Below are 14,560 nucleotides of genomic sequence, written 5' to 3'. Positions count from 1 at the left end.
GGTTTATTCTTGATTGCTTTGCCTGAATCTTTTATGAAAAAAATGACTGCGCTTATGGGCGAAGATGAAGCCCGCACATTTTTTGCTACATATGAACAAGATCGAGCCCTTGGTCTGAGGGTCAATCCATTAAAAATTGAACCGGAGCAGCTTCGCGCGCTGAGTGGTTTTCATCTGCAGCCCATCCCGTTCTGTTCCAATGGCTTTTACTATCAAGAAGAGGATGCGCCGGGTAAGCATCCGTATCATCAGGCGGGGCTCTATTACATTCAAGAGCCAAGCGCAATGTTTGTTGCCGATACGTTAGCACCGCAGCCTGGCGAACGCGTTCTCGACCTTTGTGCCGCACCAGGGGGAAAATCAACACAATTAGCCGCCCGGATGAAGAACAGCGGCTTGTTGATCGCCAATGAGCCTTACCCGAAAAGGGCCAAAGCGCTCTCAGAAAACATTGAACGAATGGGAATTACCAACGCAGTCGTCACGAACGAAATGCCTGAACGATTAGCGGATTATTTCCCGGGCTATTTTGACAAAGTTCTCGTTGACGCGCCATGCTCCGGCGAGGGAATGTTTCGCAAAGATCCGGAAGCCGCAACCTATTGGAGTCCTGCGCATGTCGCAGAATGCGCTGCGCTGCAGGAACACATTTTAGAGGATGCATACGTGATGCTTCGTACTGAAGGAACGCTCGTGTATTCCACCTGCACCTTTGCGCCTGAAGAAGATGAACGAATGATCGCCGCTTTATTGAAAAAACATCCTGATCTTGAGCTTTTGCCGATTGAAAAGTATGCGAACGTGTCGGACGGACGCCCGCAATGGGCGGATGATGAGCAATCATTAACAAAAACGGCTCGACTCTGGCCGCATTTGCTGCGCGGGGAAGGCCATTTTGTGGCAAAGCTGCGCAAGCACGGTTCCGCATCATCTCGAAAGCAAAAAAATGCAGCTTCAGCTAAAGAAAATACATTGAGCGATTATCGCGCATTCGAAGAACAAACCTTGTGCGAGAAGTTAGCGGGTAGCTTCCATTGGCTCGGCCGCCAGCTTTTCCTTCTTCCAAACGCCTGTCCCGACTTAGGCAAGTTAAAAGTGGTTCGGGCAGGGCTGCATCTTGGTGAGCAAAAAAAGAATCGTTTCGAACCGAACCATGCCCTGGCCTTGGCACTGCTTTCGGATCTGTTTCAAAATCAGTATGCGCTGTCGGCTTCTGATCAACGCTGGGACAGCTATTTGCGCGGAGAGACCTTACCGCTTACGCATGCACGAAAAGGATGGACCGTTGTCACGATCGATGGCTATCCGCTTGGCTGGGGCAAAGCTGCCGGTGGCCAATTAAAAAACAGTTATCCCAAAGGATTACGACGCAGAGGCCTTAAATAAAGGAGGAGACACATATGCCGGTATTGAAAAAAGGAGACGCCGTCGGACTGATTTCCTGTTCGGATGGACTTCGCCAAGAGGATGCCATTCATCTGCAAACGATAAGACAGCAGCTGATCCACCTCGGTTTAACGCCCATCGAAGCGAAAACGATTTTTCGACAAAATGGATCACCTTTTAGCGGTTCAGCGAAAGCACGTGCTTCAGAATTGATGCGCTTTTACCAATCGGATAAAATCAAAGCCATTTTCGACGTCTCCGGCGGTGACAGTGCCAATCAAATCCTGCCCGATCTTGATTTTGAGATGATTCGTCGCGCAGCGATTCCCTTCGTCGGCATCAGCGATTTGTCGGTCATCAATAATGCCGTCTACGCATGTACCGGTCAACCCGCGTACCATTACCGGATTAAAAATTTGTCTGGAGCTTTTGCTGACCAGCAAAAAGACGTGTTCCAACAATCTTTTATGACCGACCGTTCCTTTTCAGATCTTCAGCTGCATTGGCTGCGCGGCCATTCAATGAACGGCATCGTGATCGGCGGCAATATCCGCTGCTTTTTAAAGCTGGCGGGTACGCGCTATTTTCCAGATCCAACCGATAAGATTCTGTTTTTGGAAGCCTTAGGCGGTGGTCCGGCTCGAATGGCTTCTTTACTGGCGCAGCTGGATCAGCTGTCGGTATTTAAGCAATGCAGTGGCGTTCTGCTTGGCACGTTCTCAGAAATGCAAGTTAAGCAGTATACTCCGTTGATTGAGACGCTCGTGCTTGAAATTACCGATCGCTACCATTTACCGGTGGCAAAAACCGAGCAACTTGGTCATGGCGAAGATGCTTGCTGCTTGCCAATCGGTTTGCCGCTTACACTATAAAAAGAGACCGCTGTGATAAAATGGCGGCTTCTTTTTTATATTTTATGTAAGCGCTTATAATAGTGAACGCCCCCTACATCAAAGCGAAGTGTCCCCGCCCTTCCTTCGTAAACTAATTTCCTCGTGATTGAAGCGGTGCATTGCGCGGAATGTTTCCTTTTTTCAAAGATTGCATTAAACTATATATGTAAACGGTTTATCTATAATACCCTGTTTGATTCAATCGAGGAGTGCATGTTCATGACTTTGTTGCATCAACAAATTACGTTCTGCAATTTTGACGGAACTTATACACAACAGCCGAAGCTGCTTGCCCGGCTGCCGCATCGTTGGATTGATTTTTCACAGCTGCGCGGTACGAGTTTATACTGCTCGCCTGAGGCTTTTGCTTCAATCTGCAAGCAAATGAACAAGATTCCCGATTGCGGGCTGACCTTCTGGGGCAGCGGAAATTATCATTATGCCGCATTGGCACAACTTAGAAGCATTCAGCATCCCTTCACGCTTGTTTTATTCGATCATCATACCGACCTGCAGGAAGGAAGCATCGGATCGCTGCTTTCATGCGGTTCATGGGTACGGCACGCATTGTCTGAACTCACCCATTTGAAGAAAGTGATGATCATCGGTCCCGAGCCGGTACGCTCACAGGGCGCCGCTCTTCCCGAACGCCATCTCGTCACCATTTTTCCGGAACGGAGTTTGCCGTCTGCGCAACGGCTCGCTGCACTGATTCCGACTGAGGCGATTTATATCAGTGTTGATAAAGATCTATTATCCGAACGCGATGCGAAAACCAATTGGAGCCAAGGGACGCTGCCGATCAAAACATTGGTACATTTGCTCGATCAGCTGATTGAATGCAAACAAGTCGAAGGGCTTGATGTATGCGGCGAGTGGCCGGTACGCCCGCATCAGAGCTATAATCAACAAACGCGTGCATGGATTCATCGGAACGAATGCAGCAATTGGGCAATTGCACAAACGTTTATCCGTCATCAGCAGTCGCCAAAGCCGGGGTCGGCGTATCCTGTCACGGATTCGTCGAAACATGTGATGTAGGCTTTTGATTCTCCAGATACAAACAAACCCGCGTCTGTTCCGTAAGGGCGGAACACACGCGGGTTCTTCATCGCCACAAAGCAGTTAGGCTAATACGTTCAGGCTTTCCCGGTTAAATGCCGGGATATCGTCAGGCGTACGGCTTGTCACAAGATTATGGCAGACAACAACTTCTTCATCTTTATAGTTAGCGCCGGCATTTTTCAAATCAACGGCAATCGATTTGTATCCGGTAATGTTGCGGTCCTTCACAGCGTCAGCTGTAATCAGCAGCTGCGGACCATGGCAAATCGCAAAAACAGCTTTATCGTCATCCATAAATGCCTTGGTGAAGGCCACAAAGCGGTCATCATCGCGGAGGTTGTCCGGTGAATAGCCGCCGGCAATCAATAGCGCATCAAAGTCGCTTGGCTTTACGTCATCAATTGACGCATCGGCCGTCACCTTTGCGCCGTGTTTTCCGTTTATTGTTGCCCCTTTTGTTTTTCCAATTACAGTCACCGTGTGTCCCGCTTCTTTGTACGCCTTTGCCGGTCCGGTAAATTCAACATCTTCGAAATCATCAGCAAGTACTGCAGCAATTTTTTTTGTCATGTAAAATCCTCCTTACCTTTTCCTTCAACTAACTTTTCCACAGCACAGGTCATTTATACAGATGGAAAAGCCTTCTTCACCTCTTATTATAGAAACGATCGGAAAGCAGCTGCAACAAATCTGCTTGCTTAGTACTTGCGGTACGCGTACGGCGACTTCGGCTTCTCCACCTGATGCCATGTATCCAGCTTCAACACCGGAATCGTTTGTTTAAACGGCGAATAATACGTTTCGGACAATGTTCCCTGCGCGCGAATCCACGTATCGTCCTTATACGTCACATCATGCGGAAATTGAACCATCAATCCGAACACGCCGGCATCGGCAATACAGTGGATAATGCCAAAGCGGAACAGAAACAGCTGATTCTTTTGCAACGCATCGCCATGATAGACAAATCCCATTATCGAAATATGCTTATTGTTAAAATTACCCGGATAATTGTAGATCGCCTCAAGCGCACGCAAATAATTATCATCATTCAGATCCAGCTGATTCAGCTGACTGTACTTCTCCATATCCTGCCGCAGCATCTTTTTATACGTGCTGCTCTCATAATATTGACTCGTGTCCGGTTTCAGAATCTGATGATTGGCATATTGATCCTTGTCATTGTCAATTTCAGCAAAGTGAAAACCTTTTGCACGGACAATGTTCGAGTCCAAGGTTGCAACCGGCAGAAACAAACCCGTTAAAATGGGGAAAATAACAAGCACATAGGTGATCGTTTTCTTCCACCAGGTGTTGTTTTCATGACTGTGGTCATGACCGAAAAGCGCTTTTTCCGAGGTATGATGCTGCTTGCTGCCTTCCTTGTTCCACTTCACCAGTTGATAAACCGCCATGAATCCGATAATGAAAATCATTAAAAAAGACAGATACCCATAGCGCATATTGATGTATTTGCTGATGTCGCCAGTCAAATGCAAGTGAAGGAATAGATAGGCAAAACCAAAGAGTATCAGAAAACGAATCATAACCATCCTCCTGAAATCAGCAAGGCGCCGACAAAAACGCAGACAAAGATGCAGCCAATCAGTGCGGCGACGAACTTCTTTTTAAACGTGGAAAGCATCATGATCAGATTCTTAATGTCCACCATTGCACCAAAGACCAGAAATGCGGTCAGCGGTCCCGGCGGAAACATACTGCGAAATGATGAAGCGACAAATGCGTCTGCCTCGGAACAAAGTGACATGGTGAACGCCAGCACCATCATAATCAGAATCGCAGTCACCGGCGTATTGGCAAACGACAGCAGCACACTCTGCTTAATATAGGTCTGCATCGCGGCAGCAATCAACGCGCCGAAAACAAGATACTTGCCCACCGAAAAGAACTCATCAACGGCATGATCCATCGTTCCTTTAAAGCGATCGAAAAAGGTAATGCGGCGCGCCGGCTGATTGCCTTCATGATGATGATAGTGGCTAACCTTCTTGTCCACATAGTCGCGGAGCTGATCTTCCGGGAACAAATAGGAGACAAGCAGACCAACGGCAATCGATACTGCAAACGCAAGTCCGGCGCGATAGAAGACCATTTGCCAGCTGCTTCCAAAAGCAATATAGGTTGCAAACAGGACGACTGGATTGATAATCGGGCCGGCCAACATAAAGGCAATTGCTGCCTGCAGCGGCACCTTTTTCCGCACCAGCCGCTCGGTAATTGGTACAATACCGCATTCGCATGCCGGGAACAGCGAGCCCATACACGTCCCAAACACAACGGAACCAAAGCGGTCTTTCGGAATAATCCGTGCAAGCAGCGCTTCGGAAACAAACATTTGGATGATTGCCGAAATGAAAACACCAATAATAATGAAAGGAACCGCTTCAATAATAATGCTGGTGAAAATCGTATTTAACTGCAAAAATGAATCCGTGAACACACGATCACTCCGATCACCCTAATTGATAGAATAACGATTCGATAAAGTGGGGGCTAACACGACACATGCTTCAAGACCTCTTAAAGTCTACCACCACCTATTTGATCTGACAAAACACAGGGGCAGCGCGAATCACGAAAAAATCATTTGCTAAAAAAAAATTCAAGAAAACACTTGAGCTTGACGTAACGTTAAGGGGTAGTATAAACCATGTCAGGAGGGATGCTTAGATGAACTATACGATTAAACAACTGAGCGATTTAGCCGGTGTTAGTACTCGTACGCTGCGCTATTATGATCAAATTGATCTGCTGAAGCCGGAGCGAATCAATCAATCCGGCTATCGGGTGTACGGACCGAAACAAGTCGATCTGCTGCAGCAGATTCTCTTTTACCGCGAACTCGCGTTCAGTCTGAAAGAGATTCGTTCACTCTTGAAATCGCCGAACTTTAATTTCAGAGATGCCCTCACTGATCACCATCAGAAACTGATTGCGAAGAAACAGCATCTGGAGCAGCTGATCCGGACGGTTGAACAGACGCTTGCCGCACAAAAAGGAGCGATACAGATGACCGATCACGAAAAGTTTGACGCGTTCAAGAAAGAAAAATTAGCAGAAAACGAGCGTAAATATGGAAGAGAAATTCGTGAAAACTATGGCGAAAAGACGATTGAAAAAGCGAACAAACAATTTGCCGGTTTAAGCCGGGCAGACTATGAAAAAACACAAGCGATTGAAAAAGAAATGTTCGAGAACTTGAGCAAAGCGATGCAGCTTAACGACCCGGCCAGCGCGGCTGCGCAAAAGGCCGCGGCGCTTCATCGACAATGGCTGTTCTTTTTCTGGCCGGAAGGAACCTATTCAAAAGAAGCGCATGCAGGGCTCGCACAAATGTATGTGGATGATCCGCGTTTCACCAGTTATTACGACACCCATCTTGCAAACGGAGCTGCAAAAATGCTGCGCGATGCAGTGAACATCTACACACAACAAAACTAAAAAAAGAGGCTTGGACACTCTAACGAGAGCCAAGCCTCTTTTTGCTTTAGGTGTTTGCCCTTTAGAGAACGGATTCTCTTCCAAAGCATTAAATACAACACTTTGTCCTATTTTACAATGCTACACCATCCGGTTTCTAATCAGATGATTCTTCTCTTAATATTCTGAGTTCTATACTTACTTATGAATTAAATTCAAGGGGGTCCTTCACGTGCAAAAAATATTTCATGCAGCTAGTATCACTCCACTTCTCCTTCTCGCCGCTTGCGGCGGCGGACAAGCGGCATCCAAGTCGCAGAATACAAAGGTTGTGCAGCAGGATCAATCATCAGAATCGCATACGAAGGGTTCACAAAAATTTGTCAAGGTTCAGACCTTCACCTTCAAAGATGACGGAACGATTCCTAACAATCCCTATTTTCAAGTACTGATTTATCCCGGCGCTTTCAAGGGTCGAACGGATCAGATTGTCAGCACGTTCAAAAAGAATAATTGGGGCAACAACTGGGTGGACGGCGTCTTTTCGTATCACCACTTCCACAGTACCTCGCATGAAGTCCTTGGCGTAATTTCCGGGAAGGCAACGCTTAGACTCGGCGGTGAACAGGGTAAAGATTTCAATGTGAACGTCGGCGATGTCGTTGTACTTCCGGCAGGTACTGGTCATAAGCGCCTTTCGGCAAGCAATGATTTTTCAATAGCCGGCGGCTACCCGGATGGGCGCGACTATGATCTGCAAACGAAGGAAAGCCCCCAATACAAAGAAAACATCAGCAAGGTTGGGAAAGCGAAACAGGACCCGGTTTATGGAAATCAAGGACCGCTGCTGTCCATTTGGAAAAAGCGTTGATGGTTAAAAGCGAAACTTATGGAAGATACGATCGCGATAGCGTCGAAATGCGGATGAGTGCCGCAGTGTTCGTTTCTCCATTAACTGGTTAAATTTAAGCCGCTTATAGCGAAGTTCCTGCGTGAGCCTCGCACGTTCCTTCTCGTCCTCACAGCATTTAAGCAGATCGCTAAGCGTCACCATTTCTTTTCTGATCTGCAGCTCTTCAGGCAGCATCCCCGCATTTTTCAGCAATGTATAACCGGCACGCAGTTCTTTAGGTACGGCCGACAGATCGTCAAGAACCAGCGGCTTTCCTTTGCCGGGAAGATGATCGAAAGCCCCTTGCTTCAAGCCTTCTTGTATTTTTTCTTCGGCCATCGATTCGATAATGCCCATGCGCTTCACTCCTTATTTCCGGCCCTCTTTTCATGGCCTGCTTCTGAGAAGAACAGTTTCAGCGGGTCTTTTGCAGGACCGTCGATGATTTCGCCGCTTGCTTTGAAGCGCGATCCATGGCACGGACAATCCCAGGATTTCTCGCCTTCATTCCAGTTTACTTCGCATCCTAAATGCGGGCAAGTGGTATCAACAACCGTTAACTCGCCCTTCTCGTTTCGGTACGCGCCGACCCGTTCCCCATGCAGCTCAGCAATGACCGCTTGGTCGTTTTGCAGCTCGTCGCTAAGCGGGACCGGTCTGCTCAGCTTCCCTTTAATCAGCTGCCCGGCGACCTGTAAATTTTCAACAAGAAAACTGGCGAGCATCGATGTCGCCTCAAAACGAGATGGGCTGAACAACGCTAGATAGGGATTCGCTTGTTCAAGAACGATGTCGGTGAGTATTTGGGCTGCAATTGTACTCGTTGTCATCCCCCATTTGTGGAAACCCGCCGCGACAAGAATGTGTGGGTTGTTCTTTGTCATTCGGCCGATATAAGGGACTTGATCAAGCGTAGTGAAGTCTTGCGCCGACCAATGGGCAACAATCTTTGTCTGCCCAAATTGCTTCTCAGCAAAGTCTGCCAGCCGCTCATAGTGACGCTCCATCGACTCGCCGCGTCCGGTTTTATGATTCTCTCCGCCGATCAAGAGATAATCCTTTTGATTCAGATGCAGCCCGCGAATCGAGCGTTTCGGATTTCCAGCGCTCAGATACATGCCGTCCGGCAGCGCGCCATCTGTTTCGCAGGCAAGCAGATAAGAACGTTCCGGGAACATGCGCGCAAAATAAAAGCGGTAATCATAAAAAGGAAAATGAGAGCAAATCAAAACATGCTGACAGCTGATTGAGCCGTTCTTCGTCTTTACCTGCCGCTCAGTTTCTTTTTCTTCAATTGTCTCTGCTAAGGTCTCTTCATAAATCGGTACATTCATTTTTACAAGTTCAGCGATCAATTCGTGCAGATACATCAAGGGATGGAACTGTGCCTGACCAGGCATGATTAGTGCATTTTTCACGGCAAAAGGGAGCGGAACCGAATCGGTCAGGGTACCTAAAATGCCGAGCTGATCATACGCTTTTTTTTCTTTCTCAATGTCCTGTGCCTCCTTGTCGCTCGTCGCGTAAAGAATCGACGGTTGCATGTTAAAATCGCAGTGCAGATCATTTTCTTTTATATGGTTGCCGATCCAATGCAGCCCTTCTTTATTCGCCTGATAATAAAGAGCCGCTTTTTCTTCGCCCATGCTTCGAATGAGATGATCATAGATCAATCCGTGCTGGGCTGAAATTTTGGCCGTCGTATAACCGGTCGTTCCGCTGGCCAGTTTGCTTGCATCAATTAAGGTCACCTGGACGCCGCGTTTTGCGAGCATATAGGCTGTAGTAATCCCTGTAATGCCCGCGCCCACAACCAATACATCGGTTGCGCACGCCCCCTTAAGCGGACTGAATGCCGGCAAGTGAACCGTATCACGCCAGATTGATAAAGTTTCTTCTGAGAATCTGTTCTGCTTTTCTGTCATTTGGATCATCCATCCTTTACTTGAAGCATTATCCGTACACGTCCATCAATGAAAAGTTTCTCCTTAGATTAGAGAACTATACACCATTAAAGGTTCTTTAAACCCACTCCGGAAATAAGCTTCAAAATCAGACAAAATCTCATGCCGCTCTTTTCACCGCCGAGCTGCCCGCGCATGATGGGCGCACACAAAAAAATAATCCGGCAGCAGTGCCCGGATTATTTTCGTTTCTATAGAGTTAGCGTAAGCTAAAATCACCGGAACGGGTGCGTACGCGGATACTCGGCGTTCCATCACCCTTTTGACCAATGATTCGGTGTTCGCTTTTCTTATCATAAGTCAATCCGTCGATTCGTACATCCCCATCGCCGGACGAGCTGTGATAATCTAGGCTGAGTGATTCCGGTTCTGTTCGAAACGCGATCTGTACATCACCGCTCCTCGACTCAAGATTCAGATCCCCAGAGAGCAGATCGCTGTCTATATCGAGATCCCCGGAGTTAACCATAGCATCAAGACCGCCGCGGAATTCAGACACCCTAATGTCACCGGAATGCGTGCGCAGTCTGATTTCTTCTGCGGTTACTTGTTCCAGACGCATATCGCCGCTTGTTGCATGAGCATGAAAATGCCCTTTAACAAGCGTATCTTGTACCTGAATGTCACCACTTGAGGTGGCGACGCTAAGTTCCTGATTCACCGAACACGTCTCCATTTCAATATCTCCGGAATCAGCTGCAAGCTGTGTTCGATTCGCCAGCAGCTGGCGCACACTGAAGTCGCTCGACTTTCCATCGATCCTGATCTGATCATAGATTCGTGTCGGCAATTGAATGACGACACGTGCGCCCCATGATCCGAATGATGTGAGCACCCCCATCCTCAGCCAATTTTGACGCATTTGCTCAATACGGATTTCGAGCGCGTCACCTTTTTTGCTCATCGTTAACTCCACCGGGACCTGTTCATCGGTCGCAGCATTTGTCCAGATTTGAGCTTTAAGGTCAGACTCTTCTGTTTGAATGAGTTCAACATCCGTAGATGCTGTGGTGATCAACACACGCTGAACGTCATCGATCGCACATGTTTTCTCAATAATACGACGCATCATTAACCCGCCTTCTTGATTCATCGTTTTCTTCGCTAACCCTATTGTAACAGGCAAGACAAACAAGGTGATCCGTCTTAAGTCTGAATCGTCTGCGGGCTGGGGTCTAGATTACCTTGATGCATGGTCGCTCGGGAACAGCAATCCGCATTGCTTTCGCGCTGTCTCCATTGTTCTTAAGACGCTTCGGCTGAGTGCACGCAAATTTAAATACGCCTCACGATCTCTTTGTTCGATCAAATCAGCGAAACGACTGATCTCAAAAATCTTATCATCAGCTACAAAATGCTTGGCTACTGGCGTTACCTGTTTCTCATGGGCATCGATCCATTCAAGCCGCTCGATGGTCGATGGATTGTTGAATCGGAACGTTCCCTCTTCGCCATGAATTTCCGACGGCGCGTCTGAATGGGCGATCTTGGAACAGAGCACGGTGCAGACGAAATCCGGATAGCGGAGCACGAGCGTACCGCTGCCGTCGATACCGTTTGCAAGCCTTACCGGATTGTAAACAGCATCCTGTGGTTCGCCAAATAAAGCGACAGCGACATAGAGCGGATAGATGCCAAGATCTTCGAGCGCGCCTCCAGCAAACTGCGGAGAAAAAATATTCGTGATCTCACCTTGCTTAAATCGATCATAGCGCGAAGAGTACTGAATGAGCTGCAGAACAGCTGAACGAATTTGGCCGGCGCGCGGCAGTTCCTGCTTCAGTTTCTTAAATACCGGCGTCTGGATGTTACGTATGGCTTCAATTAAATAGACATCCTGCGCATCCGCAATGCGCACCGCTTCATCAAATTCCTTCAGGTTTACGAAGATCGGTTTTTCACAAAGGACATGCTTGCCGCCTTTAAGTAGCGTGACGACTTGTTCAAAATGAACGCTGTTTGGCGAAGCGCAGTACACCACATCGACCGCATTGCTACCCGCTAATTGCTCCAGTGATGAGAAGGCCAAATGGGCACCAAACCGATTGGCAAATTGTTTTGCTTTTTCCCCTGACCGAGAATAAGCGCCAACATAGTCAAAGCGCCCCGTTTTCTTTATTGCTTCCACAAATTGCTGTGTAATTTTACTCGTTCCTATCGTTGCTAGTCTCATCGGTATCCTCCGCCCTTTTTTCATTCGTTAACGTCTATTATAACGATCATTTACCGTTCATGACAGCCCTTTCATTACAAAATCTTAAAATATATAAATTTCCCCACAAATAACCTTTTCGTGGTTGTTTTACAGTATAAGTAATGAGGCAGAAGAAAGAAACGAAAACACCGTTCGGAGGACGAATTTATGATCTACGGACTTGATAAAGTCAAAGTCAAACAACACCCAATGATTCTTGGGTTGATTTTTCTCTATATACTCCCGCCAATTGGAATGGCATGGTTTGTCTGTTGTGCGGTTAAAATGTTGTATGATCAGTTTGCAGCAAAAAAAGCACTGCCCACTGATTTGATCAGCATCTTCCTGGCCATGACAGTCGTGGCTTCTCTTGGGTCTATTTTAATCAGCGGACGTTTTTTTGACTTGCTTTCAACGGCGATGCTGATTGGCTATTTTGGGATTTACTTAATCTGGCTGCGTCGTCCGGAACAGCTCCGTTTGAGACAATTTGCATGGATCACGATTTGGGGCGGCGTCTATATTTTCTTTTCAGAAAAACTACTCACCTTGATTCCCGATGATTCATTGATCGGCACCGCCGTTTCATTTATGACCGGTCATTTTCTTTTTGGCTACAAGGGGGTTCCGAGACTCTATGGCTCGACCTTCAATCCGAACTATGCATGCTACCTGCTCATCCTGGCGGTTGCCTGCTTGTCGGTGGAGCTGCTCCGCGCCATTCAATTGAAAAAGAAAGCAACCATCTTTTTGTCACTTATGCTCATGCCTCTGCTTGATTTTGCGATCTATGAGACGGGCTCGCGTGCCGGTTTTGTGATCATGATTCTGCTGCATCTGCTGTTTATTTTTAAGCTGAGCAAGCGTCTCTTCGTGCCTGCAGCTTTGTTTACTGTCGTATGTGCGAAAGTGCTTTACGATTGGATGCCGCGATCAAGCGGTACGGAAACGTCGATGGCCAAGCGTCTTGAAATTTGGGGAAACAGCTGGCATATTTTCCAGCAGAATCCGTTTTTCGGCGCCACGAACTTTGGCTTTCTCAGGGTTTATTCAGCAAACAACGGATCAATGATTCCGCATGCCCATGATCTATTTCTTTCGATCCTTTCTTCATCAGGTATTTTTTGCGCGCTGTTCTTTATCGCGATTCTACTGATCGGCGGCTATCAGCTCTTTAAAGTGCAAAAAATCAGTAGGAACACGAAATTAAACTACTCGGCAACACTATTCCTGTTTGCTCTGCCGACGATCATTCTGTACGGAATTTTAGATTTTACGCTGTCGTCGCCGCAAGTCATGATTATGGTGCTGATTCTTCTTTCATACTGGACCCGATTTGCAGCACAAATGAATCAAATGACGCGCTTCAGCCGCACGTTAAGCGAAGCACTGCATCAGCGGCGGACACTGTTTCGAGAACGTCCTGTCCAGGAACCGGCGACGCTGCAGCCAGCAAAAGACGTCTCTAGCAGGTAACCTCCATAAATGTTATGATAGCGGTAATCTTTGTGAAAAATCGATTTCTATAGTGAAAACGTTGATTGAGAGGATGAGCTTCTGTTGGTTGAAAAAGTCGCATTCATTGGTTCCGGCGAACTTGCGGAGTCATTGCTTAAAGGATTTTTAGATAAAAAGTTTATCGCAGCAGATCAGGTATGGATGAACAACCATACCAATAAAGAACGGTTAGCCGATCTTGAAAAAACGTATCATGTGCATACGACTCAGGATAAAGCAGTTGCCCTTAAAAAGGCTGACCTCATCATCTTCGCATTCCGACCTGCCGATACAAGCGCAGCGGTCGCGGAAATGAAGCCGTTTCTGAGGCGTGATCAGCTCATCATTACATTGATGGTCGGCGTCCCGACTGCATTCATTCAATCGGCAGCCGGCGTTGACCTGCCGATCGTGCGCGCCATGCCGAATACGTCCGCTTCGATTGGCCTTTCAGCGACTGGAATCGCTGCGGGCGCATGCGTATCGGAGGCGCAGCTGAACCTTGCAAAGCAGTTGTTTGAAACCGTCGGAACCGTCTCGGTTGTCGCGGAAAACGAGATTGACGTCATCGCAGGGGTTGCAGGAAGCGGTCCGGCTTATCTGTATTACCTTGCCCAGTCAATGCAAGAAGCCGGCGTTCGTGAAGGATTGTCCGAAGCATCCTCGGCTCTTCTCGTACAACAAACCTTGCTCGGCGCAGCAAACCTTCTGAAGCAGTCTGAGAAATCTGCATCTGATCTTTTGAATGCCGTTGCAACACCGGGGGGGACGACGCAAGCCGGCATTGATACGCTGGACAATCATTCCGTTCGCGAAGCGGTCAATGCTTGTATTCATCAAGCAATCGTCCGCGCAAAAGAAATGAGCGCACCGTTTTCCAAATGATGATGTGAGATTTACAAACACGGCGAAGCGAAACGAACAGCAGGGATAAAATAGTGTGTCAGATTATATAACAAAAATGATTGATCAATGGCAAAACGATGCTATGATGATCTTGCAAGCTTTAACACACCTTCTGTTGCAGTTAACCTTAAGTTAAGATGTTCGATCTTGATTTAGGAAACCATCATTTACTCGTTTTGCGATAAAGTGCCTCTTGGCATTCTATCGCAATTTTTTTTGCGTAGAGTCTTGACCATCTGTTTTGCAGTTCTTTATTGCCTTCTCTTATTCCGTTATAATGATGGGGACAATCGTTTCACTCTGATCCGAGATGATTAGGAAA

The 14,560-nt window shown here is 47.3% G+C and carries 14 protein-coding genes; 7 read left to right on the top strand and 7 right to left on the bottom strand.

Features of this window, described 5'->3' with window-relative positions:
* The first annotated feature begins 12 nt into the window (after nt 1-12).
* The 3 genes from SIN01_RS07445 (at nt 13) to SIN01_RS07435 (ending at nt 3,320) form a co-directional block, all read left to right on the top strand.
* Nucleotides 13-1,386 (top strand): RsmB/NOP family class I SAM-dependent RNA methyltransferase, encoded by a 1,374-nt coding sequence (locus SIN01_RS07445; protein ID WP_029548358.1) that lies wholly within the window; start codon nt 13-15, stop codon nt 1,384-1,386.
* 14 nt (nt 1,387-1,400) lie between these two features.
* Nucleotides 1,401-2,258: a S66 family peptidase gene (locus SIN01_RS07440; protein ID WP_010027581.1), complete on the top strand. Its 858-nt coding sequence runs from the start codon at nt 1,401-1,403 to the stop codon at nt 2,256-2,258.
* Between the two features lie 240 nt (nt 2,259-2,498).
* The gene (locus SIN01_RS07435; protein WP_010025599.1) at nt 2,499-3,320 is read left to right on the top strand and encodes an arginase family protein; all 822 of its coding nucleotides are present in this window, start codon (nt 2,499-2,501) and stop codon (nt 3,318-3,320) included.
* Nucleotides 3,321-3,404: 84 nt separating this feature from the next.
* Here SIN01_RS07435 and SIN01_RS07430 read toward each other — a convergent pair whose 3' ends face one another.
* The 3 genes from SIN01_RS07430 to SIN01_RS07420 all read right to left on the bottom strand — a co-directional run bounded on the left by SIN01_RS07430 (nt 3,405) and on the right by SIN01_RS07420 (nt 5,805).
* Entirely contained in the window at nt 3,405-3,914 is a 510-nt protein-coding gene (locus SIN01_RS07430) for a type 1 glutamine amidotransferase domain-containing protein (RefSeq protein ID WP_010025596.1), read from the bottom strand.
* 128 nt (nt 3,915-4,042) lie between these two features.
* Nucleotides 4,043-4,891 carry a TIGR03943 family putative permease subunit gene (locus tag SIN01_RS07425; protein WP_010025595.1) on the bottom strand — a complete coding sequence of 283 codons (849 nt, stop codon included), beginning with the start codon at nt 4,889-4,891 and terminating at the stop codon, nt 4,043-4,045.
* Nucleotides 4,888-5,805, bottom strand: coding sequence for a permease (locus SIN01_RS07420; RefSeq protein ID WP_010025593.1), 918 nt, complete (start codon nt 5,803-5,805; stop codon nt 4,888-4,890). Before SIN01_RS07420 ends, SIN01_RS07425 begins: the two co-directional genes overlap by 4 nt.
* A gap of 230 nt (nt 5,806-6,035) precedes the next feature.
* Here SIN01_RS07420 and SIN01_RS07415 point away from each other — a divergent pair, with 230 nt between their 5' ends.
* Together SIN01_RS07415 and SIN01_RS07410 are read left to right on the top strand one after the other, a co-directional pair.
* Nucleotides 6,036-6,806: a MerR family transcriptional regulator gene (locus SIN01_RS07415; RefSeq protein ID WP_047034943.1), complete on the top strand. Its 771-nt coding sequence runs from the start codon at nt 6,036-6,038 to the stop codon at nt 6,804-6,806.
* Between the two features lie 211 nt (nt 6,807-7,017).
* Nucleotides 7,018-7,656 (top strand): cupin domain-containing protein, encoded by a 639-nt coding sequence (locus tag SIN01_RS07410; RefSeq protein ID WP_010026816.1) that lies wholly within the window; start codon nt 7,018-7,020, stop codon nt 7,654-7,656.
* A gap of 3 nt (nt 7,657-7,659) precedes the next feature.
* Here the strand turns inward: SIN01_RS07410 and SIN01_RS07405 are convergent, their stop codons facing one another.
* From SIN01_RS07405 to SIN01_RS07390, 4 genes are all read right to left on the bottom strand, one after another.
* Nucleotides 7,660-8,034 carry a DnaJ family domain-containing protein gene (locus SIN01_RS07405; RefSeq protein ID WP_010026814.1) on the bottom strand — a complete coding sequence of 125 codons (375 nt, stop codon included), beginning with the start codon at nt 8,032-8,034 and terminating at the stop codon, nt 7,660-7,662.
* Between the two features lie 5 nt (nt 8,035-8,039).
* Entirely contained in the window at nt 8,040-9,602 is a 1,563-nt protein-coding gene (locus SIN01_RS07400; RefSeq protein WP_047034945.1) for an FAD-dependent oxidoreductase, read from the bottom strand.
* A 238-nt stretch (nt 9,603-9,840) separates the two neighbouring features.
* A complete protein-coding gene (locus tag SIN01_RS07395; RefSeq protein ID WP_010026738.1) occupies nt 9,841-10,713 on the bottom strand; it encodes a DUF4097 family beta strand repeat-containing protein in 873 nt (290 codons plus the stop codon).
* A gap of 108 nt (nt 10,714-10,821) precedes the next feature.
* On the bottom strand, nt 10,822-11,814 hold the full coding sequence (locus tag SIN01_RS07390; RefSeq protein WP_010026737.1) for a Gfo/Idh/MocA family protein: 993 nt from the start codon (nt 11,812-11,814) through the stop codon (nt 10,822-10,824).
* Between the two features lie 189 nt (nt 11,815-12,003).
* Between SIN01_RS07390 and SIN01_RS07385 the strand changes: the two genes are divergently transcribed.
* Both SIN01_RS07385 and proC read left to right on the top strand, forming a co-directional pair.
* Nucleotides 12,004-13,311 (top strand): O-antigen ligase family protein, encoded by a 1,308-nt coding sequence (locus SIN01_RS07385; RefSeq protein ID WP_010026736.1) that lies wholly within the window; start codon nt 12,004-12,006, stop codon nt 13,309-13,311.
* An 84-nt stretch (nt 13,312-13,395) separates the two neighbouring features.
* Nucleotides 13,396-14,217 (top strand): pyrroline-5-carboxylate reductase, encoded by an 822-nt coding sequence (proC, locus tag SIN01_RS07380; RefSeq protein WP_052766825.1) that lies wholly within the window; start codon nt 13,396-13,398, stop codon nt 14,215-14,217.
* Nucleotides 14,218-14,560 lie beyond the last annotated feature (343 nt).

It is taken from the genome of Sporolactobacillus inulinus (assembly GCF_006539285.1).
Taxonomy (GTDB): domain Bacteria; phylum Bacillota; class Bacilli; order Bacillales; family Sporolactobacillaceae; genus Sporolactobacillus; species Sporolactobacillus inulinus.
The sequence above is the reverse complement of the archived record's forward strand: the minus strand, read 5'-3'. Positions and strand labels throughout refer to the sequence as shown.

Bases quoted from the DNA above. Each gene is read 5' to 3' on its own strand.
- SIN01_RS07440 (WP_010027581.1), top strand. From the start codon at position 1,401: ATGCCGGTATTGAAAAAAGGAGACGCCGTCGGACTGATTTCCTGTTCG.
- SIN01_RS07435 (WP_010025599.1), top strand. From the start codon at position 2,499: ATGACTTTGTTGCATCAACAAATTACGTTCTGCAATTTTGACGGAACT.
- SIN01_RS07385 (WP_010026736.1), top strand. From the start codon at position 12,004: ATGATCTACGGACTTGATAAAGTCAAAGTCAAACAACACCCAATGATT.
- SIN01_RS07405 (WP_010026814.1), bottom strand. From the start codon at position 8,034: ATGGGCATTATCGAATCGATGGCCGAAGAAAAAATACAAGAAGGCTTG.
- SIN01_RS07400 (WP_047034945.1), bottom strand. From the start codon at position 9,602: ATGACAGAAAAGCAGAACAGATTCTCAGAAGAAACTTTATCAATCTGG.
- SIN01_RS07425 (WP_010025595.1), bottom strand. From the start codon at position 4,891: ATGATTCGTTTTCTGATACTCTTTGGTTTTGCCTATCTATTCCTTCAC.
- SIN01_RS07415 (WP_047034943.1), top strand. From the start codon at position 6,036: ATGAACTATACGATTAAACAACTGAGCGATTTAGCCGGTGTTAGTACT.
- SIN01_RS07390 (WP_010026737.1), bottom strand. From the start codon at position 11,814: ATGAGACTAGCAACGATAGGAACGAGTAAAATTACACAGCAATTTGTG.
- SIN01_RS07430 (WP_010025596.1), bottom strand. From the start codon at position 3,914: ATGACAAAAAAAATTGCTGCAGTACTTGCTGATGATTTCGAAGATGTT.
- SIN01_RS07395 (WP_010026738.1), bottom strand. From the start codon at position 10,713: ATGATGCGTCGTATTATTGAGAAAACATGTGCGATCGATGACGTTCAG.